This window comes from Saccharopolyspora antimicrobica, from assembly GCF_003635025.1.
GTDB lineage: Bacteria > Actinomycetota > Actinomycetes > Mycobacteriales > Pseudonocardiaceae > Saccharopolyspora > Saccharopolyspora antimicrobica.
Genome location: NZ_RBXX01000002.1, coordinates 1,722,536 through 1,749,474 on the forward strand (window position 1 = coordinate 1,722,536; position 26,939 = coordinate 1,749,474).

Consider the following 26,939-nt stretch of genomic DNA (forward strand, 5'->3'; position numbering starts at 1 on the left):
AATACTTCTCCCCCATGGACGCACCCATCCTCACCGCGCTGGCCGACCCGGCCCGTTGGCGGCTCGTGAGCCTGCTGGCCGAGCGGCCGCGCTCGGTCGGCGTCCTGGCCCAGCTCGCCGAGGCGCGCCAGCCGCAGACGACCAAGCACCTCCAGACCCTCGAGCGCGCCGGTGTAGTCACCTCCCAGCGCACCGGCCAGCGCCGCGTCTACGCGCTCCGGCCCGGCCCGCTGCGCGACCTGGCGATCGAGCTGAACCGGCTCGCCGACACCGCGGACCGCGCCGGCGCGACCTACGACCACTACGGATCCAGCCTCGACCAGGAGCGGCGCGCCGCCGGGGAGCCGGGGTGGGCCGACGGCCGCTCGTTCAGCTTCCACCGGTCGCTGACCGGCAATCCCGATCTGGTCTGGCGGCACCTGACCGACCCGGCGCTGCTCGCGCACTGGTGGACGCCCGACGACCTGCGCGTCTCCGAGCTCGTCTTCGAGGCGCGGCCGGGCGGGCGGATCGTCCACGAGTACCGCGACGTCGAGGACACCGACAGCGCGGACCAGGTCGCCGGTCGCGCGGAGGGAGTCGTCGAAGCCGTCCACCCCGGTGAGCACCTCACCTACCGGCACTCCCCGCTGCTGCCCGACGGCAGCGTCGCCTTCACCGCGCACGTCGACCTGGGCATCCGGGCCACCGACAGCGGCACCGCACTGGACGTCAGCTGGCGGATCACCGACAGCACCGTCGAATCCGCCGACTTCATCGCAGGGATCGAGCTCGGCTTCGGCCAGAGCCTCGACAAGCTCGCGGCCACCATCTCGCACAACACCAGGAGCACCACGTGGGACGACTGATCATCAACGTCGGCACGACCGTCAACGGCGCCTTCGAAGCCCCGGCCCCCGAGCCGCACGGCGGCTGGCTGGTCACCGACCCGGACAGCATGCAGGCCGGGCTGGAGATGTGGCAGGCCGCAGATGCCATGGTGCTCGGCCGCAAGACCTACGAAGGCCTGTCCGCGGCCTGGCCCCAGCTCGCGAACGTCCCCGGTTTCGAGGCCTACGCGGCCCGGATGAACGGCATGCCCAAGTACGTCGCGTCCCGCTCGCTGACCGCACCGCTGGACTGGAACGCCACCCTCCTCGAAGGCGACCTGGCCGAGAACATCCGCCGCCTCAAGGAAGACCACCACGGCAACCTGATCGTCCCGTGCGCAGGCGAGCTGACCCGGGACCTCATCGCCCTCGACCTGGTCGACGAGTTCTGGTTCAACGTCAGCCCCTACCTGTGGGGAACCGGCCCCCGCATCTTCGACGAACTCGGCCCGATCCGCCTCCAGCTCACCAACACCACGACCTTCCCCTCCGGCGTGGTCCGCCTCTGCTACCGCCCGGCCCCAGCCGCCGAGTAGCGCACAGCGGGCGGAAGCTGCCCCACCCTGCAGCTTCCGCCCGCTGTTCCCCGCTCACCGCAGCGCTTTTCGCGATCGGCTCACCTGCTGTAGTTCTTGCCCAGCGGCATTCCCGGAATCGGCTTGGCGATGAGGCCGACGGGGATGAAGAAGCAGATCTGCGAGATCGCCAGGACCAGGGTCCAGAGCGCCTTGTCGTCGTAGTGGGCGGCCGCCCGGGCGAACAGCTCGTCGGGAACGCGCTCGGCCAGGTGGTTCGGGGTGAAGACCGCCTCCACGAGCTCCAGCGCGACCCGTTCGGCAGCGGTGAAGTAGGGCGCGTCCTGCCAGGACGCCACGGCGGTGATGCGCTCCTCCGTCTCCCCGGCCTTGCGCATGACGTCTGCCTGCCGGACGGTGTGGTACGTGCTGCCGACGACCTGCCCGGCGCGCAGCTGCACCAGGCTGACGGTGCTCTGCGGGACGGAACCGTTCCGGCTCGCCTTGACCATGGCACCGGCGATCTCGCCCAGTTCGGGGAAGAACTGCAAGGGGTCGGGCAGTCGCGACTCGATCCCGTTCTGCTCGGTCGTGGTCATGTCGTTTCCCTTCTCGGTCTCGGGTGTTCCGAGGAGCTCGACGACGCAGCCCGGCGGAGTGTGAGGCGGGGCGCGGAAGTCACAGTTCGACGCGGTGATTCGTCGAAGTCGGTGAGAGCAGGCACGACCGAGGGAGACGGCGGCACCGTGAACACCGATCCGGGATTGCACGTGATCGTCCAGGAACGCCACCAGCTGATCAACATCGCCTACCGGCTCCTCGGTTCGCTGACCGATGCCGAGGACGTCGTGCAGGAGGCCTGCGCCCGCTGGTACGCCCTGTCCCGGCAGCAGCGGGAAACCATCGAGTCCCCCGGAGCCTGGCTGACGACCGTCACCGGCCGCATCTGCCTGGACCTGCTCGGCTCGGCGCGGGCCCGGCGCGAGCGCTACGTGGGCGAATGGGTTCCCGAGCCGCTGCCCGATCGGTCGGAGCTCGACGACCCGGCCGACCGGATCACCCTCGACGAGTCGGTCAGCATGGCCTTCCTGGTCGTGCTGGAGGCGATGACCCCGGCCGAGCGCGTCGCCTTCGTCCTGCACGACGTGTTCGGCTACCGCTTCTCCGAGGTGGCCGAGATCGTCGGCCGCACGCCCGCGGCATGCCGCCAGCTGGCCACCTCGGCCCGCCGCCGAATCCGCACATCACGTGCGCCGATGGCACCGACGCCCCAGCACGCCGACGTCGTCAGCTCCTTCAAGCGGGCCTGGCGGACAAACGACATCAGCGCGCTGATCGGCCTGCTCGACCCGGCCGCCACGATGATCGGCGACGGCGGCGGCCTGGTCCCGGCCGCGCCGCACCCGATCGAAGGCGGTGAGCAGATCGCGCGCTACCTGGTCGAACTGGCCAGCCGAGCAACAGCGCTGAACCTCGCGGAGACCACCGTCAACGGTCGCCCAGGCCTGGTGAGCCGGTACGACGGCGTCATCGTGATGGTGGCGGCGTTCGACGTCGAAGGCGAGCTGATCAAGCACATCTGGGCGGTGCGCAACCCGGAGAAGCTCCGCCACTGGCAGGACGGAGCGAGCTGAGTCGCGGAGTGGGCCGGTGGCCGGGCGCGGGCGGGAGGGGGCAACGCGCCCGGCCACCGGGGTGGGCTGGTGCAGTGGTCGGGGAGGCAGCCGCACCAGCCCGGCTCGGGGCGGTTCAGTGGTCAAGTACGCAGGTGGTGGCGGCCCGTGGGCGCGTCATCCGGATCGTGCTCCGGGAACTGCGGTGTCCTCGGTATCTCCCGCGCCCGCTCGGCTTCGACGTGAGCGATGAGGTCCCAGACGTTGTAGGCGCCCTCGCCCGCTCCCGCGTGCTGCGCGCGGGAGAGCAGCGGCAGCCGCAGCGAGGTAGAGCTGACGATCAGCGCCGCGATCAGAACGTTGATCAGCACGAGCGCGCTCAGGTGAAGCCAGAACATGACGGAACCTTCCGTGTCGGGTTGGCGATTTCGCGCGAAGTCGGCATCGGTCAGGCGGGCGGAGCGACGATTTCGCGTGAAGTCGCCACTCACCCCGCGCCATCAGGACGGGTCGGCGAGGATGCGCCAGCACTCCATGCAGGACTTCTCCCGAACCCAGTCCACCTCGGTGCGGTCGTGCAGCTGGGCCGCGTCGGCCTCGGCACCGCAGTAGGCGGTGACGGCCGCCCCTGCCGGAGCTTTCCGCGCCGCGATGGGAAATGCGTGACGCCCACCGGTGACCGGACGCCAGATGTAGGTCAGGTACTCCACGATCTTCCTCCACGCCGAGGTCGGGAAACTGAAAGCAACGTCTCGTGGAATTTCCACATACGCAATCTCCGTTACTCGAAAGGTCCATGACTACACGCGAAAGAGCGACTACCTGGGAGTTCCCGCGGCTGCCAAGATCCAACTGGTGAAACAGGCGAAGGAGGAACTGGTGGAAGAGCGGATCAGCCCGACGGTGCGACTGCGGAGGCTCACCCGCGGCATCCGGCGTTGGCGCGCGGAAGCCGGGCTCCGCCAGGAAGACGTCGCGGCCGCACTGGACTGGTCGAAGCCGAAGCTCAGCAGGTTCGAGAACGCTGAGAAATCCGCGGGACCGGCGGAAGTTCTCGCACTCGCAGCGGTCTACGGCGTTCCCGACGCCGAACGAGACCAGTACGTCGCGCTCGCACTGCAAGCCAGGCAGAAGGGCTGGTGGCAGCGCTACGGCCAGGACGTGCTGGCATCGAACTTCGAGGAATACATCGGGCTGGAATCCGAGGCCGCCGAGGTGCACGAGTTCTCCGGCGAACTGATTCCCGGGTTGCTGCAAACCGAGCGCTACGCCGCCGAACTCATGCGGGCGTGGATACCGCAGTCTGACGACGTCGTCATGAAGGAGCGCACCGATCTTCGCGCCCAACGGCAGGCACGCCTGCACGACACGAACCCGCTCGCGGTGCGGACTGTCATCCACGAGTCGGCGCTGCGTCAGCTGATCGGCGGCCCCGAGGTCATGCGCGAACAGCTCAAGCACCTCGTGGTCAGCGCCAAGCTGCCCAACGTGACGGTCCAGGTCCTGCCGTACAGCGCCGGCGCGATCCCCGCACTCGGACTTCCGTTCATCGTGCTGTCCTTCCCCGACCGGGAAGATCCCGACGTGGCTTTCGCGGAGCACCTCACGGGTAGCGTCTACATGGAGGATCCAACGGAGGTTGAGGTGTATACCCTGAACTTCAGCGCCTTGCGGTCCAAGGCGTTGAGCCAGAGGGAATCGATCACCTTCCTGAACCGGCTCGCTCGGGAGTTGTAAGCACAGCGAGGGAGCGCCGCATGTTAACCCCGGACTTCACCCAGGCGCACTGGAAGAAGAGCAGTCGAAGCCACGGGGGCGGGGGCGCATGCGTCATGGTGGCCCACGTTCCGGGCGCTGCGGGCGTGAAGGACAGCAAGCTCGGCTCCGCCAGCCCTGTTCTCCCGTTCACCGCCGAAGCTTGGGCTGCATTCCTCTGCGACGTGAAGACCGGGAAGCACGACCCGCGCTGACTGACGAACTCAACGTGACTCCATCTCGGAAGCGGCTCGCGCGCTGAAGCTGATCGATCCAGAGAGGTGAGCGATGGACGGCATCACACGCTGGCGCAAGTCCAGCCGCAGCAACGGCAATGGCGGGATGTGCGTCGAGGTCGGCGGTGGTGCTGGCATCGTCGGAGTGCGGGACACGAAGGATCGAGATGGCGGAACGTTAGCCTTCGATCGGCGGTCTTGGTCGGCTTTCCTCGGCGCTATCAAGGGTCAGCGCTTCGACCTGCCCTGACCAGTGGCGTTGCCGTTGCTGGTTTGGGTGCGGCGTACCGGGACGTTCGCGGCGTACGCAGTGCTGCGTACGCGCGGATCAGTGCTGGCGATGACGCGCTGAGGTCTCCTGTCGGCTGATCATTTCTCCGCGTCCGGGCCCGGGTTTCCGAGCGGGCTGACGCGAAGACTTCCGCCGACGATCCAGGAGACGTCATGTCCGCACCCGCTCCTTCGCTCCGGGGCTCCGTCCCGCTGCTCGCCGCCACGCTCGCCTACGCCGTGCTCACCGTCGCCTACGTCGTCGCCAACAGCTCCACGCCGCAGCCCAGCGCATCCGGCGACGATCTCCTGCGCTACTACGTGCACGACCACGGCACAGCGATCGATCTGGGCGTCTTCCTGCTGGTCGCGGCCGCCGTGCTCATGGTGCCGATCGCCGCGTTCCTGGCGCGGCTGGTTCGGCGGGAGCAGTCCGCCGCCGGAGCCGCGACGGCCTTCGCCGGTGGATTGCTGGCCACCGCCGCACTGGCGTCCAGCGCCGCGCTCGCCTGGACGCTCGGTCGGCTTCCGGAGCAGTCACCCGCGGCGCTGGCCCGCGCCTTGGCGGATCTTTCCTTCCTCGCCGGCGGTCTCGGCTACGCGGTGTCCTTCGCACTCCTCGCGGCGGGCACCTGCCTGGCCGTCCGCGGGAACAGGCTGCTGCCGCGCGCCTGCGCCACGACCGGGTTGGCCATCGCCGCCGCCGGTTTCGCCGCCACCCTCATGCTCCTGGTCTTCGGGTTCAGCTACCTGCTGCCCGTCGTCCGCTTCGGCGGTACCGCCTGGCTGGTGTGGGCCGCGATCGCACTGGTCCGCTCACGCGCCTGACCGCTCGGCCCGGGATCCGCTAGCTCAAGGGTTCCAGGTCGGCGTCCAGCGGGAGGTCGGGCAGGCGCGCGTTGCTCACGATCGCCAGGTCGTGGGGATGGCGGCCGCTCGGCTGCCACTGCCCGCCGACCAGCGGAACGGTCGCGATGTTGGGAACCGGGCCGCGCGTCCAGTCCAGCGTCCCGGCGATCGTCTCCAGGCGGGCGGAGCCGATCGCCGCGGCCACCGACCCCGGATCGGTCGGGTCATCGGCGCTGGACAGGCAGTGCGCAGCCACCTCGAACAGCGCGTACGCCAGCCCCAGCGGCTGGAGCCACTGCCGACCCGTGCGCTGCTCGTAGGCCTCGGCCAGCTCGCTTGCACGCATCCCGTCGAGCGAGGAGCGGTGCGGGTGGCGGGGCGTCCAGTAGACGATCGTGGCCACCTTCGCGTCGACCAACGAGCCCTGGAACGGGTAGGCGAGCCATCGCGAGCAGGTGATCAGCCGGGGCCGCAGACCGCGCTGCACCGCCTGCTCGTGGAACAGCGCCAGGTCCGCGCTCGTCGCGGTGCTCGTGACGATCTGCGCGTCCCCGGCCAGGAATTCCGTGATGTGCCGGTGGAAATCGGCCGCGGGCTCCCGGTACCCGGCGGGGGCGATGACTTCGTGACCGCGCTCGACCGCGGTCGGGACGAACCGGTCGCGGGTCCAGGAACCCTGCGGACCGTCGTTCCACATGCAGCCGATCCGCTGTTCGCTGCCGAGCATCTCCCACATCTCCGCGAAGGTATCCGCGATGTCGTCGATGCCCCAGCAGAAGTGGTACGTCCACCGGAACGGGCGCTCATCGGTCGCGCCGCGACCGTAGTAGTAGACCTGCCACGGGAACGTGCTCGAAATGCACGGGGTCGCCATCTCCTCGCACGTGCCGGCCACCGCCGGGAGCACCCGGGTACCGGCCAGCGTCAAGACCACGTCGGCGTGCTCGTCGCGGATCAGCTCGCAGGTCGCCTCCCGCGCCCGCACCGGCTCGGAACGGCTGTCCCTGCTCACCAATCGCACCTCGCGCCCACCGATGCGGCGCAGCTTCGGCGCGAGCAGGTCCATCACGAACAGCAGCGGGCTGCCGAGCTCGGACAGCCGCCCGCTGCGCGCGACGACCGCTCCGACCGTGAGCGTGGACCGCATGCTTCTTCACCCTCCGCGCGAACCGGACACGGTCCACACCATGACTTCCGCCCGGTCACCCCGCACGACCGGCCAGTTCGTCCGGGTGAACGACGCCGCGTCACGGGCGGAGCGGTTCCGCGCTTCAGAGCTCCACCAGCACCTTGCCGCGGTTGCCCGAGCTGCTGGTGAAGATGCTCTGGTAGGCGGCCGGGATCGCGTCGATGCCGTGGTGGACGGTCTGGTCGTAGCGGATCTCCCCGCGCCGGATCAGGCCGCCGAGCTCCTCGTGCAGGGCGTTCCAGTTCGGCTCGGTGAACCACTCCAGGACGTAGATGCCGCGGATGGTGGTCTGCGGGTACAAGATGTGCTGCAGCAGGCGCGGCCCGACGTCGTCGCCGCAGACCTGGTTCGACCACTGCCAGCACACCGCGACCTGGCTGTGCAGGTTCAGGCAGGTGAACGCGGCATCGGTGACAGCTCCGCCGAGGTTGTCGAAGTACTTGTCGACGCCGTCCGGTGCCGCGGCCCTGATGGCGGCGCGCACCTCGTCCACGGGATCGCCGTGCCGGTATTCGAGCACCGCGTCGAAGCCGAGCTCGCTCATGTGGGACTTCTTCTCCGGCGAGGTGGTCGTGCCGACGACGCGGGCGCCCGCGCGCTTGGCGAGCTGGCCGACCAGCGTCCCGATGCTGCCGGAAGCACCGCTGATCAGCACCGTGTCGCCGGGTTCCACCGTCAGGAACTTCGTCATGGTGCCCCACGCCGTCATGCCGGTGCCGCCCATGACTCCCAGAGCCGTCGAGAGCGGGAGCACGTCGTCGTAGTGCCGCGGGTCCAGCTTGCGGAAGGGCGGCACGACCAGCGGGAACCTGCCCTCCCACAACGGCCCGCCCGCGCCGGTGCTGACCAGGTGGCTGCGCCAGCCACCCCAGCCCTGCACGAGATCACCCGCTGCGAACCGCGCACGCGGACCGGCCTGGACGACCTCCATGATCGAATCCGCGCCCGCCGTCTCCCCCACCTGCAAGTTCAGGGTGATGCCCTGCAGGTAGGCCTCGACGGAGACGTACTTGGTCTCGAGCAGCATCTCGTCGTCGGCGAGGTCGATCTCGACGTCCTCCACCACTTTCTCGTAGATCCGGTCCACGTCCGGCACGCCCTCGACGTGCTCCCGGATGACCCACTTCTCGATCTTCACTCCGGTCCCTCTCCTCACCCGGACGCGGCACCGGACGAGGCCGGCAGCCGTCGATTCCTCGTGTTCCCGCGGCACCGAGGAACACGAATCACGTTGTGACGCTGCCGAAGCCTAATGAGCGAGAAACCGCACAACCACGGGAGAAACTGCACGCTACCCGACCGAGTTCCCGTTCCGCCCGGGCGAGTGTCCACAAACGACTTAGCCGGAACCGCGAAGTCGGCGCTCGACCAGTGCTCAGGCCGCATCCGGACAGCGATCCGCTTGATCGAAAGCCCTCGATCGAAACCCAAGCAGCTCGCTGCGCCCTCCGGTCCGAGGTAGCGGTGCGCCATCGCCGCGAAAGCCGCGTAATCGTCGTCCGCGTCGATGGCGATCACCGGCCCCTCCACGCTCACGTACCGAGGTGGTATCTCCGGATCCTGCGCGCACAAGGTGAATCGTCCTGACTCGAGGAGCGCCGTGCGTGCGGCTGAGCGAGGCCCGCCCGATCAGAACTCGAACGGGGTGTCGGCGGGGAGCTGGCGGATCTCGGGCAGGTGCGCGTCGAGTTCTCCGTTCTCGAACCGGCACATCCCGACCACGTGCCAGAACTGCCCGCCCACGTCGCCTTCGCGCTTGTACCGGCCGTCAGGGGCGAGCGCCGCCCAGCCTTCGGCGAACCCGAGCAGCACCATCTTCGTCCGCGGCGGGCCGTCGCCGATCGCCCACAGCCGGGTGGTCCCGTCGTCACCACCGCTGGCCAGCAGGTCGCCGGACGGGCTGAACTCCACCGACCAGACGCTGCGGCTGTGCCCGGTCATCGTGTGCAGGTGTTCGCCGGTCGCCGGGTTCCACAGGCGGATCACCAGGTCGTCGCCCGCCGTGGCCAGGACGGTGCCCGCCGGGTTGAACGCCGTGGTCCAGACCCGGCCGGTGTGGCGTCCGAGCACGTGCCTGGTCTGGCCGCTGTCGACGTCCCAGATCCGCGCCGTGCTGTCCCACGAGGCGCTGGCGACCATGCCGTCGGCGAACGCGACGGAGTAGACCCGGTCGGTGTGCCCGGCCAGCGTGCGCACCAGCTTGCCCGTCGACGCCTCCCACAGCCGCACCATCGAGTCGTCGCAGCCGGTGGCGATCAGCGCCCCGTCGTCGCTGAACGCGATGGAGCGCACCCGGCCCCGGTGTTCGGCCAGCGTGTGCACCAGCCGCCCGGTCGTCCGGTACCAGACGCGGACGGTGTCGTCGTCGTTGGCAGTCGCCAGTTCGTCACCGGACGGGCTGAACGCCACGGCCCAGATCGGCGGCCACTCCACGCTGAGGTGGCGTTCGTAGCGGTCGGTGTCCAGGCTCAGCAGGTTCACCCTGCCGTCGTTGCTGACGGTGGCCAGCCGGGACGCGGTCGGGCTGAAGATCGCGGTCTCCAGCGTGAGCAGCCGGTCCGGTGAGCCGAAGAGGCGCTTCTGCTGCTTCCCCGTCACCGGGTCCCACAACCGCACGACGCCGTCGTTGCCGCTGGTGGCCAGGGCTGTACCGCTGGGGTTGAACCGCACGGCGGTGATCTGGCGGCCGTGGCCGGTCATGGTGTGCCTGCACTGCCCGGTGATCGGATCCCACAGCCGTGTCGTGAACTGGTCGTCGCTGATGGCGAGCTGGGCGCCGTCGGGGCGGAACGCGAACGGCCACACCGATCCGGTGTGCCCGGTGAGCGCGTGCCGCACCCGCCCGGTCGCGGTGTCCCACACGTGCACCGCACCCGCGCTGTCGCCGGTGGCCATGAGGTCGCCGGACGGGCTGAAGGTGACCCAGTAGACCGACGCGTCGTGCTCGGTGAGCACGTGCCGCGCCTGACGGGTGTCGAGATCCCACACGCGCACGCCGCCATCGGTGTCACCGCTGGCCAGCAGCCGTCCGCCCGGGTGGAAGGCCAGCGTGTAGACGCCGCCGGTGTGGCCGGACAGCTCGCCGAGGTGGCGGCCGGTCTCCGGTTCCCACAGCTGGACCGAACCGTCCTGCCCGCCGGTGGCGAGGAGATCGCCGTCCGGGCTGTAGGCGACGCGGTACACCGATCCGCTCGCGCCGGTCAGCTCGCCCAGCGACGCACCGCTGGCGAGGTCCCACATCCGGACGCTGCCGTCCCGGTACGAAGCGGCGAGGAAGTTCTCGTGGAAGGCCAGGCTGAACAGGAATCCCCGACCGCCGGGAAGTTCGTGCCGCAGCGAGCCGTCCGCCACGTCCCACAACCGCAGAACGCCCTCGGCGTCCCCGGTCGCCAGGGTCGTGCCGTCCGGGCTGAGCACGACCGGCCAGGACCACTGCCGGTGTCCTTCGAGGACGGTCAGCGGCTGACCGGTCGCCGGGTTCCAGGTGCGCACCGTCCCGTCGCTGGAACCGGTCACGAGGACGTCGGTTCCGAACGCGACGGCGAACACGCGGTCCCGGTGGCCCTGCAGGGTTCGCAGCGGCAGACCGGTGGTGGTGTCGCAGATCAGGACACCGCCGTCCTCGCTGCCGATCGCGAGCGTGCCACCGTCGGGGCTGTAGGCCAGGACCTGCGGGAGCCTGCCCAGCTCCGCGTGGAACCCGTACCGCACGCCGATCGAAGCCGGGGAGAGCTCGACCTCGACCGGCTGCCCGGGAGCGACTGCGGCGCCGTGCAGGTCGACGCCCTCCGGGAGGCCCGTGCTGTCGATCAACGCCGCGCGATGCCAGCGGCTGCCGGTGAAGGTCGCCCCGGTGAGATCGGCGCGGGGCAGCACCGCACGGGTGAAGTCCGCTCCGGTGAGGTCGGCGCCGCTGAGGGTCGCGTCGTCGAGCCGGGCACCGACCAGGCGGGCGTCCCGCAGGACGGCGCGGGTCAGGTTGGTGCCCACGAGCCGGGCTCCGGTGAGGTCGATCCCGGTCAGGTCGACGTCCTGGAAATCGCGGTAGGACAGGTCCTCGCCCTGCATGGCGGCATGGCGCAGGTCCGCGGTCGCGGGCGCTCGCAGCCGGGTGTTCATCTTGAACGCGTTGGCCCGCGCCGTCTCGGACGCGCTGGTGTCGGCGAGCACGCGGCGCACCCATCCCTGGCAGGCGCGGGTGTCGGCCAGGTCGCAGAGGAACTCGACCGTCAGCTGCGACAGCGGCCGCCGCACCAGCTGGGACGGTGCCGTCGAGCCCGAGTTCAGCGACGTCGCGATCGACCGGGCGACCAGCCACTCCATGACGGAGCTGTGGATGAAGCCGAACTCGCTCTCCCCGGTGCGCACCAGCAAGCTCCCGGCACCCATCGCGTGCGTGCGCTGGGAGCTGGAGAGGCGGCCGTCGGCGAGGTCGACGAGCGTGTCGGCGATCTCGCTCAGATCCGCCAGCCGGAGCCGGGACTCGCCGGATTCCCAGAGCCGCAGGGCGAGCGTGGTCACCGCCCGCCACAGGTCGTCGAGGCCGAGTCCGGTCTCGGCGCGCGGGGTTCCCGACGCCCGGTCGGCTTCGAACTGCAACCAGGAGTCCAGGATCTCGTGGTAGAGCAGGGCCGCGCTGATGGTGTGCTGGGCACCGGCGACCGCCCGCAACCGCTGCTCGTCGAGGTCGGCGATGAAGCTGAGCATGCGCGGGTTCTGCGACAGGCCGAGCAGGTCCTGCACACCGTTGATCAGCCGCAGCCGCGCGTCGGCCTTGCGCTCGTCGCCGCCGTAGCGGTTGACGAGGTAGGCGCGGATCTGCGCGGGAGTGAAGTCCTCCACGCCGATGATCCTGCGGTGCGGCAGCAGCCCGACCCGCTCGCCGAGAGCGGTGAACACCTGCGCGTGGGACTTGAAGTGCTGGGTGCGGCTGGCGACGATGATCTTCGCCTTGTCCTGGGCGGCGTGCAGGAGCGTGTCGAGGTGGTCGGCGGCGCGGTCGTAGGTGACCCGGCTGGCGAGCTCGTCGAAACCGTCGAAGAGCAGCACGATCCTGCCCTCGCGGAGCATGTAGTGGAACGCCTTGAGGTCGATCAGCTCCTCGCCGTGGTTGGCCAGGTGCGCGGCGACCAGCCCGTCGACCGAGTGCGCCTTGTCCAGCGCCCGGAGCTCGATGAGGATCGGGATCATGTGCGGAGCGGTCTCCGCGATGCGGCGGGCCACCTCGCGGAGCGCGAACGTCTTGCCCCGGCCGAAATCGCCGAGCAGCAGGACGAACCGCGCGTTGTCCCCGGTCATCAGCCGCATCAGCTCGCCGGCGAGGTCCTCGCCCATCTCGTGGTCGCTGCGGTCGAGCTCGCGGAACCGTTGGGGCACGTAGAGATCCGGCGGGTAGTCCTCGTGCTCGCGCAGCCGCTTGGTCTGCTTGTCGACGTAGTCGCGCAGGTCCAGCAGGCCCTGGAACTCGGTGAAGCTGCGCAACCGGACGCCTCTGCGGGCCGCCTCCTCCCGCATCGACCGCGGTGGGGGTGGCCCCTGGTAGACCAGTTCGGAGCCGTGGTCGGGGTCGTGGCGCAGGAACTCGTCGACGATGTCGCGGGTCATCTCGCCCACGTGCACGCCCACCCGCCACTGCGGGTTGAAGCCCTCTTCCTGCCGGGTGACCAGCAGGTGCGGCGGGTCGGATTCGATGCGGCGGATCTTGGCCTCCGCATCGCGGGCCGCGCAGACCTCCGCGACGCGCTCCAGCAGCAGGCTGTGCGGATCACCGGCTTGCCGCGGTGCCGAGCGTTCCGGCTCGGGTGCGGCCGTTCCGGGGAGTGCCGCCGCGGGCTCCGGTGCGTCCGGGAAGGTGGCGCCGATGGCGTGCCACTCGCGCCGGATGTGCTCGGCGTTCTCGCCGAAGCTGCCGTCGTGCACCGAGAAACGTCGCAGACCATCGGTGGTGACCTCGATGATCTCGTCCCGGCCGGGGCCGGCCCCTGCCAGCGCGGGGAGTCCGGATTCGAGGTAGTCGGTGCGCGTCCCGTCGGGTTCCGGGCCGTGCAGCAGGAAGTTCAGGCGGCGCCCGAGCATCCGGTCCAGGGTGCCGGCATCGCGGAGCAGACCGGGATCGTTGCCCGGGGTGGGCGCGTGGCGGATGACCCCGAACCGCAGCCAGCCGGATTCCTCGAACGGCCGCAGCCGTTCGGCGAACCAGGCGGCCTGCGCCTCGCCCATCCAGCCGTAGTTGTCCTCGGGGCGATGGCTGGCCGCCATCGTGGAGTTCATGCCGGCGACGCTGACCTTCAGCTCCGGCACGGTGAACAGCGTCCACGGCTGCGCGACGTCGAAGGCCGGGCCCTCCATGCCCTGGTACAGATCGGCGAACAGCTCCGCGTAGTGCGCCAGCTTGGGGTAGTAGGGCTCCTGCGGTTGGACGTCCCTGGCCTCGCAGCTGGCGAAGTAGGCCAGGCACGCCGCTTGGGACACGTCCCGACCGCCGGGGACGACGACCAGCCGGTGCGCGTCCAGGCCGAGCAGCACTCGCAAGCCGGTCAGGAACGTCAACGCCTCGTCGACTTCGCGCGGGCGAGCGGATTCGGTGAGGTCGCCGCTGACCACGATGAGATCGGGTGGCGCGACGCCGGCGTCGTTGAGGCTGGTCACGTTGGCCCAGATCTGCGATTGCAGGTCCTTCGCGCTCAACGGCTCGTCGGGACCGGCCATGCCACGACCGAACCTGGGTCCGGGCACGTGCAGTACCGACAAGCTTTCCCGCACCCCGCCCGGCGCCGGACCGGCCGGAGGATATGCGGGCGGAGCCACCGGGGTGCGGCGCGTCCGCGCGGGTTCCCGCGAGTCCTGCTGCTGACGCGGGAGTTCGTGCTCCAGGCCCGGCAGCAGCGTCGCGTCGCCCTGCCGCAGCACTGTGCCCGGAACCGACTGCTGGTGCGGGAATCCCGGCGCCATCTCTGGTTTCGCCCGGCCGGCCAGCATGTGGCGCATCCGCTCCAGCAGCGCCTGCCGCGCGGTCCGCGCATCGCGGATGTCGAGCATGTCCAGGTAGGTGATGGTGGCGAGCAGACCGTCGATGGGGCAGTCCTCGACGCGGATGGTGACGAGCTTGCTCTTGTCGGTGCGAAGCGCCGCCTGCCACTCCATCGTTCCGTACCGCGACGCCAGGTAGTTGCGGGAGAGCACGCACACGACGACCGACGCGTCGCGCACCCCGCGATCCATGAAGTCGATGAAGTTCGTGCCTGGGACGAAGTCCCACGCCTGGATCAGCGCGCGATAGCCCTCCGCTTCCAGCTGCCAGGCGATCCAGGTCGCCCAGCGCTCGTCGGCAGGTGAGTAGCTGATGAAGAAATCGATGGGGCGGTTCGGGCCGCCCCGGTCGCCGCCCCTGGTCATGCCGGACAGTATTCCGCTCGTGACGCCGTGTTGGACATGGTCCGAACGGATTGAGATCATTCCTTCGTGCGCTGTCGAGCTCGGAGCATCCTGCAGAATGCTCCGGTGTACTTCATCGAGCCGATCGGGATGCGGAGGGCTCCTGCGTGAGCACCGGTCACGACCAGGATGCGGTCGCCGCCCGGCCCCGCGCGGACACGATTTCCCGGCGGTTGCGCGCGAAGCTCGCCGCGGTCGCCCTGCTCGACTGGATCCGGGTCGGGTTGCTGGTAGCGGGCGTGCTCTGCGTGCTGACGGGTCTCCTGCCGGCTGCTGAGGCCGAGGACAGCCTCCGCCGGATCGCACCGCTGCTGCTGTTCCTCGGCAGCGTGATCGTGCTGGCCAAGCTCGCCCGGCACGCGCAGGTCTTCGACGTCATCGCGACCAGGCTCGCGATCGTCGGCAGGGGCAACTACGTCGCGCTCTTCCTGCTGTGCGTGGCTTTCGCGACCGCCACCACGGTGTTCCTGAACCTGGACACCACGGCGGTGCTGCTCGCACCGGTTTTCCTCGCGCTGGCACCGAAAGCCAGGATCGCCGCGTTGCCGCTGGCCATGACGACCATCTGGCTGGCCAACACGGCGAGCCTGCTGCTGCCGGTGTCGAATCTGACCAACCTGCTCGCGGCCGACCGGGTCATGCTGGCGGCACCGGACTTCGCCGCCAGGATGTGGGCCCCGCAACTCGCCTCGCTGGCGGCGACGATGGTGGTGCTGTGGCTCTGCTACTGGCGGCGCGGGAAACGAGGCGCCGACCGCTACCTCCCGCCGACGCCGATCCGGGTGGCGGAACCCCGCGACCGGGCCCTGTTCTGGATTTCCGGCGTGGCGTGCCTGCTGTTCATCCTGGCGATCCCGTTCGTGCACGAGTCCATCGGCTACGCGGCGGCAGTCGCCGCGCTGGTCGTCGTGGTGGCCTTCGCCGTCCTCAAGCGCGACCAGCTGAAGTGGAGCCTGGTCCCGTGGCAGCTGTTGATCCTGGTCACCGGGCTGTTCCTGGTGGTTCCCACGGTCAGCCGCCACGGCCTCGCCGAGGTGATGACCGCCCTCATCGGCACCGATGAGTCCGCGCTCGGCTCCTTCCGCGCCGCGGCGGCGGGCGCCGGTCTGTCCAACGTCGTCAACAACCTGCCTGCCTACGTGGCGGGGGAAGCCGTCATCGCCCCGGGCGCCCACGACCAGCTGCTGGCGCTGCTCATCGGCACCAACGTCGGGCCGATCATCACGCCGTGGGCGTCGCTGGCGACCTTGCTGTGCCTGGAGTCCTGCCGCGCGTTCGGGCTGCGCGTGTCCATGGGCCGCTTCGTGCTCACCGGATCCGTGCTGGCAGCAGTGGCGTTGACGGCCGCCGTCGGCGCCTTGCTCCTCACCGGGTGAGCATCTTCAACCGGGGAGGCCGGCGATGGTGACGCGGTCAGCGGCCCGGACCATGTCGAGCAGCTCCGGGATCGCACGCGGGTGCCCGGCCACGAAGCTGCGGTCGTGCGGCCGGTCGAAGCGGTCGTCGAAGGGGAACCCGTCGAAGTCGTGCACGACCAGCCCGGCTTCGCGCGCTATCAGGCTGCCTGCGGGGAGATCGACCGCTTCCGCCCGGTAGCCGACGAACCCGTCGATGTCCCCGCGCGCCAGCATCACCCACGCCAGCAGCGGGGCCCACAGCTGGAGCACCCGCCGCGCGCGGGATTCCAGCGTGACGCGCAGCGCTCGCGCCACGTCGTCGTCCCGGCAGGCGTAGCCCTGCGACCAGGCCAGCACCGCCCCGTGCGGCTCTGCCCGGGGCGGGGACGTCACGATCAGGCCACCCGGCCCGCGCGTGCCCTGATCGCGCACAGCGGACCAGGTCTCGCCGCGCACCGGATCGTGCACGGCGCCCACCACCGGCATCCCGTTCTCGCACAAGGCGATGCCGACGACGTAGTTGCTCAGGCCGATGGCCATGTTGTTGGTGCCGTCCAGCGGATCCACCAACCACGTCCACGTCTCGTCGGCGGCGTCGAGCAGTCCCGCCTCCTCGGAGATGATCCGGTGCTCGGGAAACACCTCCCGGATGCGCTCCACGATGAGCTCTTCGGCGGCCAGGTCGAGATCGGTCACGACATCGCCGGTCGAGCTCTTGGTGCGCACCACCAGCTCCCCGCGGGATCTCGGGTGCAGCAGAGTCCCCGCCTCCTCGACGGCGCGCACCGCGACGGACCGGGCGTGCGCGAGATCCACCGGAGTCAGTGTCTTCCTCGTTCGCATCGATCCTCCCGGAGCCGCGTTCAATGCACCTGCACGAGCTTCTCGGCGACGACGCTGGCCGCGAAGGCGGTCTCCTCGCCGCCGTAGCGCTGCCGCCGCACGCGGTGGTCGCCGGTGTCGAGCGAGCCGAGGGTGAGATCGACCGCCCCTGGGTGGCCCCGGCCGAGCGCGAGCGTCGCCGTCTCGCCCTGCGGCACCGTCTCGTGGAAGACACCGGCGGGCAGCGAGTACACCTCGCCGCGCTCGTGGAGTTCGCTGACCTCGGTCCGCCGGCGGACCAGCCAGGGAGTCCGCCGGATCTCGTCGCCCTCGGCGCCGCTGCACACCTCGAAGACCCGGTGCGTGGGCTCCTCCGGCGCGTCGACGACCCCGACGAGATCGTTGCGCAGCGTTCCGTAGAGGACGTAGCTGGTCAGGTCCCAGCTGTGGGCGTGCGTGGCCGACGTCGTCGGATCCGCCGAGATGAGCTTGTCGCTCCAGACGTGCACGCAGACGCCTTGCTGGCCGGCGCGTTCCAGCGGCAGGCACACGAAGCCGAGCGGGTGGCCGACGGCCGCCACCTCGCTGCGCCCCTCGGCCACCTCGCTGAGCGCGTCCACGGTCCAGCGCGGGAGGGCCGTGCCGGCTTCCTCCCGCATCGCTCGGTGGAGCGCGTCGTAGAACATCACCAGTACGGGTTCTTCGGTCGGATCGCGCGGCGGATGAGGTCGGTGACATCGCGGTCGGTGAACGTCCCGGGAAGCTCCATGTCGAGCACGGCGAACAGCTTGCGGGTCTCGTCGATCGTCGGTTCGGCGGCGAGGGTGAGCTCCCGCGCCCGGTCCAGGTCGACCCGCCGGGTCTGCTCGAAGCTGGCCATCAGTTCCCGGTTGTAGGCGCGGTAGTGCGGCCGCGTCTTGTCGAACAGCATCGCGGGCGCGGCCGGGTCCTCCTGCGTCAGGAGCACCCACTCCGATGACAGGTCCCAGCGGAACGTCGTCATCACCTTGGACAGGCCGACCTCGACCTTGAGGAAGTTGAAGCGCTGGCGGTACCAGCACGCGGCCAGCACGGTGGCGAAGGACTCCTTGCGGGTGCGGTCGACGGTCCACGGTTCCCCGGTGCGGTCCGGGCCCGGTGACAACGACGACCGGTACCGCGCGTACTCGTGGCACAGCAACTCGTCGGTGGGGTCGATGATCTCCACCTGCATCCGGAGCGGTCGCTTGGCGCTGCGCGCGCTCTCCACGCACTCCGGCAACGTCACCGCACGCAGGTAGGTACCGGTACCGCCCTTGAACATCCACTGCTCGCTGTCGCGATGCGCCTTCGCGTGGACCTGTCCGACCTCCGGCCCGTTGATCATGCGCACGGAATCGCGATCGGCCAGCATCTGGGCCGACTTGCGGCGGTCGCGCAGCAGCGTGGTCGCCAGCAGCGCCAGGACCAGCAGGGTCGCCTCGGGCAGGATCTGGTCGGCGTTGAAGACGTCCAGGACGCCGATGAGACCGACCGCCACGGCGATCAGCAGCGCGAGAAAGCCGTCGGCGTTGCTGCGCAGCCAGACCGGGAACCGTCCCATCTCACCTCTTCCGCTGTCGGAACTTCCTGCTACCGGGTGGTCGAAGCGTATCGATGCGGCTCGTTCGATGACCAGCGATCACGTGACTCCGCCCGCGACGTGACCCGAATGCCGCAGTCCCCGCGACCTAGCCGTCCATTGTGGACATCGACTGCTCCGGACGGGCCCGCTGCCCGCGCCAGGTGATGACCATCGCGACCACCGATGCCGAGAACACCACGGCGAGCAGCAAGATCACCGGGTTCACGAAGGCGGGCACCGATTCGTACCCGCGGCAGCCGGTGTCGCTCAGCGGCCAGTCGATGATCGGGTGGTTGTCCAGGAGGTCGTCGCTGAGGGTGCACGGGTCGTCGGCGTCCAACCTGAAGGAGGTCGTCATCCTGGTCATCCCGTAGCCGGCGGTGGCCGCGCAGAGGAGTGCGGAGCCGACGCCGAGCCGCGCCCAGAGACCGGGCAGCCGCCCAGCGCCCGGGGATCGCCGGACGGCGGTGACGACGACGCTGATGAGGTAGCCCGCGCCGATGGGAAGCATCAGCCACCAGGTGCTCACGACGAGGAGTGCGGCGACGAACGCGACTGCCAGAACGGCTTCCATGTTCAGCAAGCTATCCGGGATCACGGACACCGCGGAGCCGAACGGGAGCAGGTGCTGCCTGCGCGGCGACAGCAGCGGAGTCACCACCAGTCGCGAAGCGGAAATACCCGGCGAAACCACGCCTGCTGCGAGCGAAACACCTGTTCAGGAAATAGGCCGGTGGTGCCCCCGGTCGGGTTCGAACCGACACTTGGACGATTTTAAGTCGTCTGCCTCTGCCAGTTGGGCTACGGGGGCCGGTGGTCGGCGCGGGGCCGACCGCACCACTACGACGCAGGAGTGCCCTGATCGGTTCCCGGTTCCGGTAATTCGCACCTGGTCGGTTGGTTCACCAACGGCCCCACCCGCCGGGCGCTGCCGCCAGGAGCTCCTGGAAGCGGGTGCGGATCCAGTCGTGGACGGCGGTGGAGACCGCGGTCGACTCCGCGCGGTGCTCGAACCAGCGCCAGTCGCAGTTGACGTTGACCTCCAGGAACACCCAGTCGTCGCCGACGCCGAGCAGGTCGAAGCCCGCCACGCTCAGGCCCCAGTTCCGGCACAGCTCCAGCAGGCGCTCGGACAGCTGCTCGGGGACCTCCGCCGGTTCGACCACCACCGAGTCCGGGTCGACCCACAGCTGCGCCGGGTCCAGCTTCTGCACCTCGAAGCCGATCGTGCGGTCGCCGACCACGAAGACGCGCAGCTCGCGGTCCGCCTCGACGTACTGCTGCACCAGCACCGGCGCCGGTTCGCGGGTCTCGCCGGAGCGGCGGATGTCCAGCGGCTGCGGGAACAGCCCGCGCAGCGCGCCGGGCTCGGGTTCGAGCAGGTGGTGGCCGGCCGTCTTGACGATGCAGCGGCCACCGCCGGGGCGGCTGCGGCCGGGCATCGTGGTCACCGCGGTGCGGGGCACCCGCAGGCCGACCGCGGCCGCGTCCTGCAGCTGGGTCAGCCGGTCGAGGTGCTCGCTCACGCGCACCGAGTTGACCCGGTCCCAGTCGTTGCGGCAGGACAGCCAGTTGGCCACCGCCCGCCACTGCTCGCGGACGTAGGCGCCGTGCACCGTGGTCGGGTCGGCGGGCACCGCGTCGATGTCGAAGTGCCGCCGCCAGACCAGCAGCGGGCGCAGCAGCCAGCGCTGGAACTCGATCAGCGGCGTGTCGGTGTAGATGGTGAGCGGCAGGTCCAGGCAGCGATCGGCGTCGATGCGGACCATGCGGATGTCGTGCTCGGCCAGGGCCAGCGAGAGCTGGTTCATCTCCATGTCCGCGGCGCGGGCCAGCACCAGCACGCACGGAACCGGATCACCTGGTTCGTCGACGACCATGTCCGCGCCGAACATCCGCTCCTGGAAGTCCAGCGGGGTGTCGGGGGCGCGGAAGAAGTAGTCCTGGCCCTGCAGCAGCATCGGCGTCGGGCGCAGCGACGGCTCGGAGAAGCCCCCGGCGTCGGTGGGCTGCCCCTCGGCCGATGCCATGGTCAGTCGTCCTTCTTCCGGAAGACCTTGGCCGCCTCGCGGTAGTCGGCCGCGAAATCGGCGAGCGGACCTTCCTCGACCGCGCCGCTGCGCAGCAGCGCAGCCAGTTCCTTCAGCGTCAAGGGATTCACCCCTTCCCCCGCATGACGCACCCATTTAGGTGAACACCTAGGCGCAGTCTTCGATTACTCGCTACGGGCTGTCAAGAGTATCTGATCATCAAGTAGCCCGCACGGAGCAGAACATCAGCGCAAGAAAGCCGCGTGCCGGCTGCGACACGCGGCTTCGTCGCTGTTGCTCCCGGCCGGTCAGCTCTCCGCAGCCCGCTCGAAGGCGGCCCGCGGGTTCTCGATCTGGCCCATGGACACCACTTCCCGCTTGAACAGGAAGGCCAGCGTCCAGTCGATGATGATGCGCAGCTTGCGGTTGAACGTGGGCATCCGGCTCACGTGGTACGAGCGGTGCATGAACCACGCCACGAAGCCCTTGGCCTTGAAGCCGTAGACGTCGGCGACGCCCTTGTACAGCCCCATGCCCGCGACCGAACCGGCGTAGGCGTGCCGGTACTCGCTGGTCTTCTTGCCGCGCAGCGTCGACAGCACGTTCTTCGCCAGCTGGTTGGCCTGCCGCACCGCGTGCTGGGCCGACGGGGCGCAGGTCGCGCCGGGGTTCTCGTCGGTCTTCGACAGGTCCGGCACCGCGGCGCAGTCACCGGCGGCCCAGACGCCCGGCAGGCCCTCGACCTGCAGGTGCGCGCTGGCCTTGACCCGGCCGCGCTCGTCGAGCGGGAGGTCGCTGTTCTTCAGCACCGGGTTGGCCTTGACGCCCGCGTTCCACACCAGCGTGTCGGTGTCGAACTCGGTGCCGTCGGACAGCACCGCGTGGCCGCCCTCCACCGACTTCAGGAAGGTGTTCAGGTAGACCTTGATGCCGCGCTCTTCGAGGGCGTTGACGACGTAGACGCCCATCTTCTCGCTGACCTCGGGCATCACCCGGCCGGCGGCCTCGACGAGCACCCAGGACATGTCGTCGGCCTTGATGTTGTCGTAGTAGCGCGTCGCGAAGCGGGCCATGTCCTCCAGCTCCGCCAGCGCCTCGACACCAGCGAAGCCACCGCCGACGAAGGTGAAGGTCAGCAGCCGCTTGCGCAGCTCCTCGTCGTCGGTGTTGGCGGCGGCGTCCATCTTGCCCAGCACGTGGTTGCGCAGGTAGGTCGCTTCGCCAACGGTCTTGAGCCCGATGCCCTCCTCGGCGAGGCCGGGGATCGGCAGCAGTCGGGAGACCGAGCCCAGCGCCACGACGAGCACGTCGTAGCCGATCTGCTCGGAACCCGTCTGCGGGTTGTCGACCGTGACGACCTTCTGGTCGTGATTGATCTCGGTGACAGCGGCGGTGACCACGTGGCACCGCTTCAACACTCGTCGCAGTGGCGCTACCACGTGGCGGGGCTCAACGTTGCCCGCTGCCGCTTCCGGGAGGAAGGGCTGGTAGGTCATGTGCGGCTGAGGATCGACGACCGTCACGGAGGCTTCCCGGCGCCCCAGCTTCTTCTGCAGCTGAAGTGCCGTGTACATGCCGACGTAACCGCCGCCGAGGATGAGAATCCGCGTGGGATCGGATTTACCAGCCATGCTTCACATGGTCGCACCACGGACCGTGTTCGCGCTGCGCCGACCCCCCTTAATGTGACGCCAGTCGCGGGTGGCTTCGATCACGGTCAACGCGCAGTACGCGGTCAAACGCGCTGTGTACGCACCCTGGAGGGGTGGTGTGCGGTGGCGTCACGACGACACCACCGAGGTGTCATGAGGGCTGGTTCCAGCCACCCTACCGAATCTTGAGCCGCAATGCCCAAACCCAATCGGATATGTCCGATTCCCCCGGATCCGTTCACCGGACGTTCACCCCGCCCGATCAGCGACCTTCAGTCCAGTGCCGCTGGATCCTCGCTATCGCTTCGTCCTTGCTCATGCTCGCCACTTCCGCCTCTGACAGCCCGACTCGCACGATCAGGAGACGCACCAGATCCACCGGCAACGACTCGGCGTGCCGCTCAGGCATTCCCCGATTCGGCCTGATCCCGTCGTTGACACATACCCAGAACTCGTCCTCTTCCACTTGAAGCTGGTCGCGGAGAATGTGTTTCCACATCCTCGGGCCGTAGTCAGTTCTGTTCACCGGATGCGAGATCCGAGTCCGCAGGATTCGACCATCCGGCAAGCCGAGTTCGTAGGTGACGTGGTGAGTACCGGTGCGACCACGCGCGTTGCGCACCTCGGTCCATTCCTCGACGCGACAGAAGGTGTCGTGATCTTTGCGAGTTGCCGGCGGCCAGGTCACGGCACCGCCCCAACCAACCAGTCGCGCAGCTGCTCGTCGTCGCTGAGACTCACGAGTTGCACCAAACCCCAGTTCTCACGGTGGTTCGGCGCATCCAGCAAGCGGTCGTGCCAGTCATCTGCGTACTCGCGCAGCGCGACAACCATCTCGTCGATCGCTTCGTCGAACGTGTCCCCATCGGCAGCCACCGGCAACCCCGGGATGAACACCGACCACCCATCGGCCTCAGACACCGCTTCCGCGCGCGAGGGAACAAGAGACGCGAGGAAGTAGCGCAGCCGTTCAACGTCGACGACCGCCGTCAGCGCGCTATCACGCCGGATGGTGGCAGCACGCCCCCGTTCGGCCGCGTCCAGCAAGTCCTTTAAGTGCGCACGGGCCTCTGTGTAGCTGTCGAAATGCAGTGCAGTCATATCCCTCTCCCGACCTCGACACCAGTCTCCTGAAGACCCGCATGTACGTCAAGTACGTGAAGTACTTATCCCCATACTGGTGATCCCACCCGCCCTGATCAGGCCTCCGCCGCCACGCGCTCCAGGCGGGCGCGGTACTCCGCCCACCAGGCCTTGTCGGCCGGCGGCATGTTCTCGTTGCCGTTGACCATGCCGACTTCGCCGTCGATGAGCTCGCGGACGATGTCGGCGTGTCCGGCGTGCCGGTCGGTTTCGGCGATCACGTGCACCAGGATCCGGTGCAGCGTCGCCTCGTTCCGGTCGGCGGGCCACCACGGCACCCGGCCCGGCGCGTCCAGCTCCAAGGCGTCGATCGTGGCGTCCGAGTGCGCCCACGTCCGGTGGTAGAAGTCGACGACCCACTCGCGCGACTGGTCGGCGGTCGCCCACATGTCGGCGTTGAGCTCGGCGTCCTCGGCCAGCCAGGGCAGCGGTTCGGGGAACGGCCGGCCGAACACGACGCCGAAGTACCCGGCCTCCATGCTGGCGACGTGCTTGACCAGGCCGAGCAGGTTGGTGCCCGTCGGGGTCAGCGGGCGGCGGACGTCGTACTCGGAGAGGCCGTCGAGCTTCCACAGCAGCGCTTCGCGGCCGGCTTTCAGGTAGCGCACCAGCTCGGCCTTCGGATCGAATCCCGTCATGCCGCGAAATCTGCCACGGCGGCCCGACAACCACCAGATGCGGATCATCGCGCCGCAGGCGGCTTTTCGCCCAGAACGGCCAGGTAGTGCGGGTTGTGCATCACGCCGAGGACGTTGCCCCTAACCGAGCGCTACGCGACCTGACGGACGTCATCCGTTCCCGTGCTGGGCGTCGTACTCCTTGCGGGCCAGCGCGATCGTGGTGCGGTGGCGCTCGGCCCAGGCCGTGAGCCCGGCCAGGGACTCGTTCAGCTCCCGCGCGACGTCGGTGAGCTCGTACTCGACCTTCGGCGGGACCACCGGGTACACCGTGCGGGTCAGCAGCCCGTCGCGTTCGAGGTTGCGCAGGGTCAGGGTCAGCATGCGCCGGCTGATGCCCTCGACGGCCCGCTCCAGCTCGGTGAACCGGATCGGACCGGCCGCCGCGGCGACCAGGACGCCGATCGCCCACTTGCCGCTCACCCGGTCCACGACCTCGGCCAGCGCGCAGGCGTGGTCGCCGAACTGCACGGACACATCGGTGTGCCTCTGGGACATGAAACTGCCTCCTTCCAGCATGGTCGAGGATCACAGAAGATCCCCTCTGTAACAAATCGTGCACTCAGCAGAGGAGAAGCCGTGCCGCACCGAGCACCGCCGGATCGCAAGCACCGCCCCCGGGCGGTTCTAGCGCTGCTGGCCCTGTCGCAGCTGATCGTCGCGGTCGACTTCGACATCGTCTTCGTCGCGCTGCCGGAGATCGGCCGCGAGCTGGACTTCAGCGCTCAATCGCTGCAGTGGGTGGTCAGCGCGTACACCGTGGCGCTGGGCGGCTTCCTGCTGGTGGGCGGCCGCGCGGCGGACCGGCTGGGCGCGCGCCGCGTCTTCCTCACCGGCACGGTGGTCTTCGGCCTCTCGTCGCTGGCCGGCGGGCTCGCCACCAGCCCGGAAGCACTCGTGGCCGCCAGAGCCGTCCAGGGCCTGGGCGCCGCCGTGCTGATCCCGTCCACACTCAAGCTGATCAACACCAACTTCGCGGAAGGCCCCGCGCGCACTCGCGCACTCGCGGTCTGGGGCATCGCCGGGAGTTCCGGGGCGGCGCTCGGCGCGCTCGGCGGTGGCGCGCTCACCGGATTCCTCGGCTGGGAATGGGTTCTGTTCGTCAACGTCCCTCTGGCCCTCGCGGCCTCGATCGCCGGGATCACCCTGCTCCCTGCGGATCGCGGCCGCGGACCGAACTTCCGCGGCTTCGACCTGCCGGGCGCGGTGCTGGCCACCGCGGGTTCGACCTCGGTGGTGTTCGGCCTCGTCAACGGCCCCGAGACGGGCTGGGCGACGGCCCGGGCGGCTGGCTGCCTGCTCCTCGGAGCGGGCCTGCTCGCGGGATTCCTCTTCCTCGAACGGCGCTCGCGCAACGCACTCGTACCGCTTCGGATGTTCCGGAACCGCAATCTGACCGTCGCGGTCGTCATGGCGTTCGCGTTCATGAGCGCGATCGCCACCGAGTACTACGTCTTCACGACGTACTTGCAGGAAACCCTCGACCTCGGCGCGCTGGCCACCGGCCTCGGATTCCTGCCGCTGAGCGCGTTCAGCATGATCGGCTCCGGTGTGCTGTTCCCCCGCTTGCTGCGGCGCTGGGGCCTTCGGACGGCCCTGCTCACCGGGATGGCGGGATTCGGCGCATCGATGGCGGTCTTCTCCGCGAGTCTGTCCGCAGGCGGCTCGTACTGGGCGGTGCTCCCCGGAGCGACCGCCTGGGCCCTGTTCGCGGGCATCGGATTCCCGCCGATCTTCCTGGCTGCCTCCACCGGCACGGCCACCGACGAACAGGGCGTGGCCACCGCCCTGACGTCGACTTCGCAGTACATCGGCGGCGCGGTCGGCCTGGCCGTGCTGGTGGGCGCCGCCAACACCATCGCGGCGGCGGGAACGGCTCCCGCGCTGGTCGAGGGCTTGCGAACGGCCGGCCTGATCGGCTCGGCGGCACTGGTCGCCATCGCGTTCCTGTCCTTCGCCATCCCGAGGCCGCACCGGTCCCCGGTTTGACGTGCAGCCGTTCGGCTGCCTATTCTTCAGGCAGCCGGACGGCTGCATTTCAAGGCGTGCAGGAGCTATGGACGAAGTATTCAGAGCGTTGGCCGACCCGAACCGGCGTCGGCTCCTCGACAGCCTCAACGCCCGGAACGGGCAGCGGCTGCGCGAGCTGTGCGACGGGCTGGACATGGCCCGGCAGTCGGTGAGCAAGCACCTCGCGATCCTCGAGGAGGCGAACCTGGTCACCACCGTTCGCCGGGGCCGCGAGAAGTGGCACTACCTGAACGCCGCACCGATCAACGCGATCGCAGACCGCTGGATGCACCGCTACGACCGGCGGCGCGCAGCGGCACTGGCCGATCTCAAGCAGGCATTGGAGTCCGCACTGATGAGCGAATCAGCTTTCAGCTACACCACTTTCATCAAGACCACCCCGGAACAGCTGTGGCAGGCCCTCACCGACCCGGCGTTCACCCGCCGCTACTGGGGAGTCGCGTTCGAAACCGACTGGCGCCCGGGATCGACCATGACCTGGGAGGAGAACGGCCAACGCATCGACGACCCCGCGCAGGTCGTGCTGGAGGCGGAGCCGCCCCGCCGCCTCTCCTACACCTGGCACACGCCGACCCCGGAGTGGGCAGCGGCAGCCGGCATCGACGACGAAACCCTCGCCGCGCTCGCCGCGGAGAGCCGCTCGAAGGTCACCTTCGAGATCGAACCGCACGGGCAGACCGTCAAGCTCACCGTGATCCACGACGACTTCCCGGACGGCAGCACGATGCGCCAGATGGTCAGCACCGGCTGGCCCCACCTGCTCTCCGACCTGAAAACCCTCCTGGAGACCGGCGAAACCCTGCCCCCGGTCCCGGACGAGGCCTGGCAGAACTGACGAGGCCGACGAGCGCTGC

The 26,939-nt window shown here is 69.4% G+C and carries 26 protein-coding genes and 1 tRNA gene; 10 read left to right on the forward strand and 17 right to left on the reverse strand.

Annotation, left to right across the window (positions count from 1 at the left end):
• Window positions 1–14: 14 nt before the first annotated feature.
• Window positions 15–848 carry a metalloregulator ArsR/SmtB family transcription factor gene (locus ATL45_RS08540; RefSeq protein WP_093152741.1) on the forward strand — a complete coding sequence of 278 codons (834 nt, stop codon included), beginning with the start codon at window positions 15–17 and terminating at the stop codon, window positions 846–848.
• Window positions 836–1,405: a dihydrofolate reductase family protein gene (locus ATL45_RS08545; protein WP_093152738.1), complete on the forward strand. Its 570-nt coding sequence runs from the start codon at window positions 836–838 to the stop codon at window positions 1,403–1,405. Before ATL45_RS08540 ends, ATL45_RS08545 begins: the two co-directional genes overlap by 13 nt.
• Window positions 1,406–1,485: 80 nt before the next feature.
• On the opposite strand, the gene ATL45_RS08550 is transcribed toward ATL45_RS08545, so the two are convergent.
• A complete protein-coding gene (locus ATL45_RS08550) occupies window positions 1,486–1,983 on the reverse strand; it encodes a carboxymuconolactone decarboxylase family protein (protein ID WP_093152735.1) in 498 nt (165 codons plus the stop codon).
• A gap of 147 nt (window positions 1,984–2,130) precedes the next feature.
• Between ATL45_RS08550 and sigJ the strand changes: the two genes are divergently transcribed.
• Complete coding sequence (gene sigJ / locus ATL45_RS08555; RefSeq protein WP_093152732.1) at window positions 2,131–3,018, forward strand: RNA polymerase sigma factor SigJ; 888 nt, start codon at window positions 2,131–2,133, stop codon at window positions 3,016–3,018.
• A gap of 122 nt (window positions 3,019–3,140) precedes the next feature.
• Here sigJ and ATL45_RS08560 read toward each other — a convergent pair whose 3' ends face one another.
• Together ATL45_RS08560 and ATL45_RS08565 are read right to left on the reverse strand one after the other, a co-directional pair.
• On the reverse strand, window positions 3,141–3,395 hold the full coding sequence (locus tag ATL45_RS08560; RefSeq protein ID WP_093152730.1) for a hypothetical protein: 255 nt from the start codon (window positions 3,393–3,395) through the stop codon (window positions 3,141–3,143).
• A 102-nt stretch (window positions 3,396–3,497) separates the two neighbouring features.
• Window positions 3,498–3,707, reverse strand: coding sequence for an HC3 family zinc finger protein (locus ATL45_RS08565; RefSeq protein ID WP_246025235.1), 210 nt, complete (start codon window positions 3,705–3,707; stop codon window positions 3,498–3,500).
• Window positions 3,708–3,852: 145 nt separating this feature from the next.
• Between ATL45_RS08565 and ATL45_RS08570 the strand changes: the two genes are divergently transcribed.
• From ATL45_RS08570 to ATL45_RS08585, 4 genes are all read left to right on the forward strand, one after another.
• Complete coding sequence (locus ATL45_RS08570) at window positions 3,853–4,734, forward strand: helix-turn-helix domain-containing protein (protein ID WP_211841195.1); 882 nt, start codon at window positions 3,853–3,855, stop codon at window positions 4,732–4,734.
• Between the two features lie 20 nt (window positions 4,735–4,754).
• Entirely contained in the window at window positions 4,755–4,967 is a 213-nt protein-coding gene (locus ATL45_RS08575; RefSeq protein ID WP_093152726.1) for a DUF397 domain-containing protein, read from the forward strand.
• Between the two features lie 73 nt (window positions 4,968–5,040).
• A complete protein-coding gene (locus tag ATL45_RS08580; protein WP_093152724.1) occupies window positions 5,041–5,238 on the forward strand; it encodes a DUF397 domain-containing protein in 198 nt (65 codons plus the stop codon).
• A gap of 194 nt (window positions 5,239–5,432) precedes the next feature.
• Window positions 5,433–6,086 (forward strand): hypothetical protein, encoded by a 654-nt coding sequence (locus tag ATL45_RS08585; RefSeq protein WP_093152722.1) that lies wholly within the window; start codon window positions 5,433–5,435, stop codon window positions 6,084–6,086.
• A gap of 19 nt (window positions 6,087–6,105) precedes the next feature.
• Here the strand turns inward: ATL45_RS08585 and ATL45_RS08590 are convergent, their stop codons facing one another.
• From ATL45_RS08590 to ATL45_RS08600, 3 genes are all read right to left on the reverse strand, one after another.
• Window positions 6,106–7,254 (reverse strand): ABC transporter substrate-binding protein, encoded by a 1,149-nt coding sequence (locus ATL45_RS08590; RefSeq protein ID WP_093152719.1) that lies wholly within the window; start codon window positions 7,252–7,254, stop codon window positions 6,106–6,108.
• Between the two features lie 124 nt (window positions 7,255–7,378).
• A complete protein-coding gene (locus ATL45_RS39960) occupies window positions 7,379–8,434 on the reverse strand; it encodes an MDR family NADP-dependent oxidoreductase (RefSeq protein WP_093152716.1) in 1,056 nt (351 codons plus the stop codon).
• A gap of 491 nt (window positions 8,435–8,925) precedes the next feature.
• Entirely contained in the window at window positions 8,926–14,691 is a 5,766-nt protein-coding gene (locus ATL45_RS08600) for a WD40 domain-containing protein (RefSeq protein ID WP_093152713.1), read from the reverse strand.
• 146 nt (window positions 14,692–14,837) lie between these two features.
• Here ATL45_RS08600 and ATL45_RS08605 point away from each other — a divergent pair, with 146 nt between their 5' ends.
• A complete protein-coding gene (locus ATL45_RS08605; RefSeq protein ID WP_211841196.1) occupies window positions 14,838–16,106 on the forward strand; it encodes an ArsB/NhaD family transporter in 1,269 nt (422 codons plus the stop codon).
• A 6-nt stretch (window positions 16,107–16,112) separates the two neighbouring features.
• On the opposite strand, the gene ATL45_RS08610 is transcribed toward ATL45_RS08605, so the two are convergent.
• The 11 genes from ATL45_RS08610 to ATL45_RS08660 all read right to left on the reverse strand — a co-directional run bounded on the left by ATL45_RS08610 (window position 16,113) and on the right by ATL45_RS08660 (window position 24,552).
• Window positions 16,113–16,943 carry an inositol monophosphatase family protein gene (locus ATL45_RS08610; protein WP_211841197.1) on the reverse strand — a complete coding sequence of 277 codons (831 nt, stop codon included), beginning with the start codon at window positions 16,941–16,943 and terminating at the stop codon, window positions 16,113–16,115.
• A gap of 47 nt (window positions 16,944–16,990) precedes the next feature.
• Window positions 16,991–17,638 (reverse strand): hypothetical protein, encoded by a 648-nt coding sequence (locus ATL45_RS08615; RefSeq protein ID WP_093152708.1) that lies wholly within the window; start codon window positions 17,636–17,638, stop codon window positions 16,991–16,993.
• On the reverse strand, window positions 17,635–18,531 hold the full coding sequence (locus ATL45_RS08620) for a hypothetical protein (RefSeq protein WP_093152706.1): 897 nt from the start codon (window positions 18,529–18,531) through the stop codon (window positions 17,635–17,637). The genes ATL45_RS08615 and ATL45_RS08620 overlap by 4 nt, the downstream gene beginning before the upstream one ends.
• 127 nt (window positions 18,532–18,658) lie before the next feature.
• Window positions 18,659–19,126 carry a hypothetical protein gene (locus tag ATL45_RS08625; RefSeq protein WP_143121639.1) on the reverse strand — a complete coding sequence of 156 codons (468 nt, stop codon included), beginning with the start codon at window positions 19,124–19,126 and terminating at the stop codon, window positions 18,659–18,661.
• Between the two features lie 160 nt (window positions 19,127–19,286).
• Window positions 19,287–19,363: transfer RNA gene (locus ATL45_RS08630), tRNA-Leu, on the reverse strand.
• 91 nt (window positions 19,364–19,454) lie between these two features.
• The gene (locus ATL45_RS08635; protein WP_121505314.1) at window positions 19,455–20,582 is read right to left on the reverse strand and encodes an ATP-grasp domain-containing protein; all 1,128 of its coding nucleotides are present in this window, start codon (window positions 20,580–20,582) and stop codon (window positions 19,455–19,457) included.
• A gap of 308 nt (window positions 20,583–20,890) precedes the next feature.
• Window positions 20,891–22,213 carry an NAD(P)/FAD-dependent oxidoreductase gene (locus tag ATL45_RS08640; protein ID WP_093152701.1) on the reverse strand — a complete coding sequence of 441 codons (1,323 nt, stop codon included), beginning with the start codon at window positions 22,211–22,213 and terminating at the stop codon, window positions 20,891–20,893.
• Between the two features lie 283 nt (window positions 22,214–22,496).
• Window positions 22,497–22,922 carry a cytotoxic translational repressor of toxin-antitoxin stability system gene (locus ATL45_RS08645; protein WP_093152698.1) on the reverse strand — a complete coding sequence of 142 codons (426 nt, stop codon included), beginning with the start codon at window positions 22,920–22,922 and terminating at the stop codon, window positions 22,497–22,499.
• Entirely contained in the window at window positions 22,919–23,335 is a 417-nt protein-coding gene (locus tag ATL45_RS08650) for a RelB antitoxin-like protein (protein WP_093152696.1), read from the reverse strand. The genes ATL45_RS08645 and ATL45_RS08650 overlap by 4 nt, the downstream gene beginning before the upstream one ends.
• Before the next feature lie 98 nt (window positions 23,336–23,433).
• Window positions 23,434–24,015: a DinB family protein gene (locus ATL45_RS08655; RefSeq protein WP_093152694.1), complete on the reverse strand. Its 582-nt coding sequence runs from the start codon at window positions 24,013–24,015 to the stop codon at window positions 23,434–23,436.
• Window positions 24,016–24,165: 150 nt separating this feature from the next.
• Complete coding sequence (locus ATL45_RS08660; protein ID WP_093152691.1) at window positions 24,166–24,552, reverse strand: winged helix-turn-helix transcriptional regulator; 387 nt, start codon at window positions 24,550–24,552, stop codon at window positions 24,166–24,168.
• Between the two features lie 81 nt (window positions 24,553–24,633).
• On the opposite strand from ATL45_RS08660, the gene ATL45_RS08665 reads away from it, so the two are divergent.
• Together ATL45_RS08665 and ATL45_RS08670 are read left to right on the forward strand one after the other, a co-directional pair.
• Entirely contained in the window at window positions 24,634–26,043 is a 1,410-nt protein-coding gene (locus tag ATL45_RS08665; protein ID WP_211841198.1) for an MFS transporter, read from the forward strand.
• A gap of 67 nt (window positions 26,044–26,110) precedes the next feature.
• A complete protein-coding gene (locus ATL45_RS08670) occupies window positions 26,111–26,920 on the forward strand; it encodes an ArsR/SmtB family transcription factor (protein WP_093152689.1) in 810 nt (269 codons plus the stop codon).
• Window positions 26,921–26,939 lie beyond the last annotated feature (19 nt).

Bases quoted from the DNA above. Each gene is read 5' to 3' on its own strand.
- ATL45_RS08540 (WP_093152741.1), top strand. From the start codon at position 15: ATGGACGCACCCATCCTCACCGCGCTGGCCGACCCGGCCCGTTGGCGG.
- ATL45_RS08550 (WP_093152735.1), bottom strand. From the start codon at position 1,983: ATGACCACGACCGAGCAGAACGGGATCGAGTCGCGACTGCCCGACCCC.
- ATL45_RS08560 (WP_093152730.1), bottom strand. From the start codon at position 3,395: ATGTTCTGGCTTCACCTGAGCGCGCTCGTGCTGATCAACGTTCTGATC.
- ATL45_RS08575 (WP_093152726.1), top strand. From the start codon at position 4,755: ATGTTAACCCCGGACTTCACCCAGGCGCACTGGAAGAAGAGCAGTCGA.
- ATL45_RS08580 (WP_093152724.1), top strand. From the start codon at position 5,041: ATGGACGGCATCACACGCTGGCGCAAGTCCAGCCGCAGCAACGGCAAT.
- ATL45_RS08585 (WP_093152722.1), top strand. From the start codon at position 5,433: ATGTCCGCACCCGCTCCTTCGCTCCGGGGCTCCGTCCCGCTGCTCGCC.
- ATL45_RS08590 (WP_093152719.1), bottom strand. From the start codon at position 7,254: ATGCGGTCCACGCTCACGGTCGGAGCGGTCGTCGCGCGCAGCGGGCGG.
- ATL45_RS08600 (WP_093152713.1), bottom strand. From the start codon at position 14,691: ATGACCAGGGGCGGCGACCGGGGCGGCCCGAACCGCCCCATCGATTTC.
- ATL45_RS08620 (WP_093152706.1), bottom strand. From the start codon at position 18,531: ATGGGACGGTTCCCGGTCTGGCTGCGCAGCAACGCCGACGGCTTTCTC.
- ATL45_RS08625 (WP_143121639.1), bottom strand. From the start codon at position 19,126: ATGGAAGCCGTTCTGGCAGTCGCGTTCGTCGCCGCACTCCTCGTCGTG.
- ATL45_RS08635 (WP_121505314.1), bottom strand. From the start codon at position 20,582: ATGGCATCGGCCGAGGGGCAGCCCACCGACGCCGGGGGCTTCTCCGAG.
- ATL45_RS08640 (WP_093152701.1), bottom strand. From the start codon at position 22,213: ATGGCTGGTAAATCCGATCCCACGCGGATTCTCATCCTCGGCGGCGGT.
- ATL45_RS08650 (WP_093152696.1), bottom strand. From the start codon at position 23,335: ATGACTGCACTGCATTTCGACAGCTACACAGAGGCCCGTGCGCACTTA.
- ATL45_RS08655 (WP_093152694.1), bottom strand. From the start codon at position 24,015: ATGACGGGATTCGATCCGAAGGCCGAGCTGGTGCGCTACCTGAAAGCC.
- ATL45_RS08660 (WP_093152691.1), bottom strand. From the start codon at position 24,552: ATGTCCCAGAGGCACACCGATGTGTCCGTGCAGTTCGGCGACCACGCC.
- ATL45_RS08670 (WP_093152689.1), top strand. From the start codon at position 26,111: ATGGACGAAGTATTCAGAGCGTTGGCCGACCCGAACCGGCGTCGGCTC.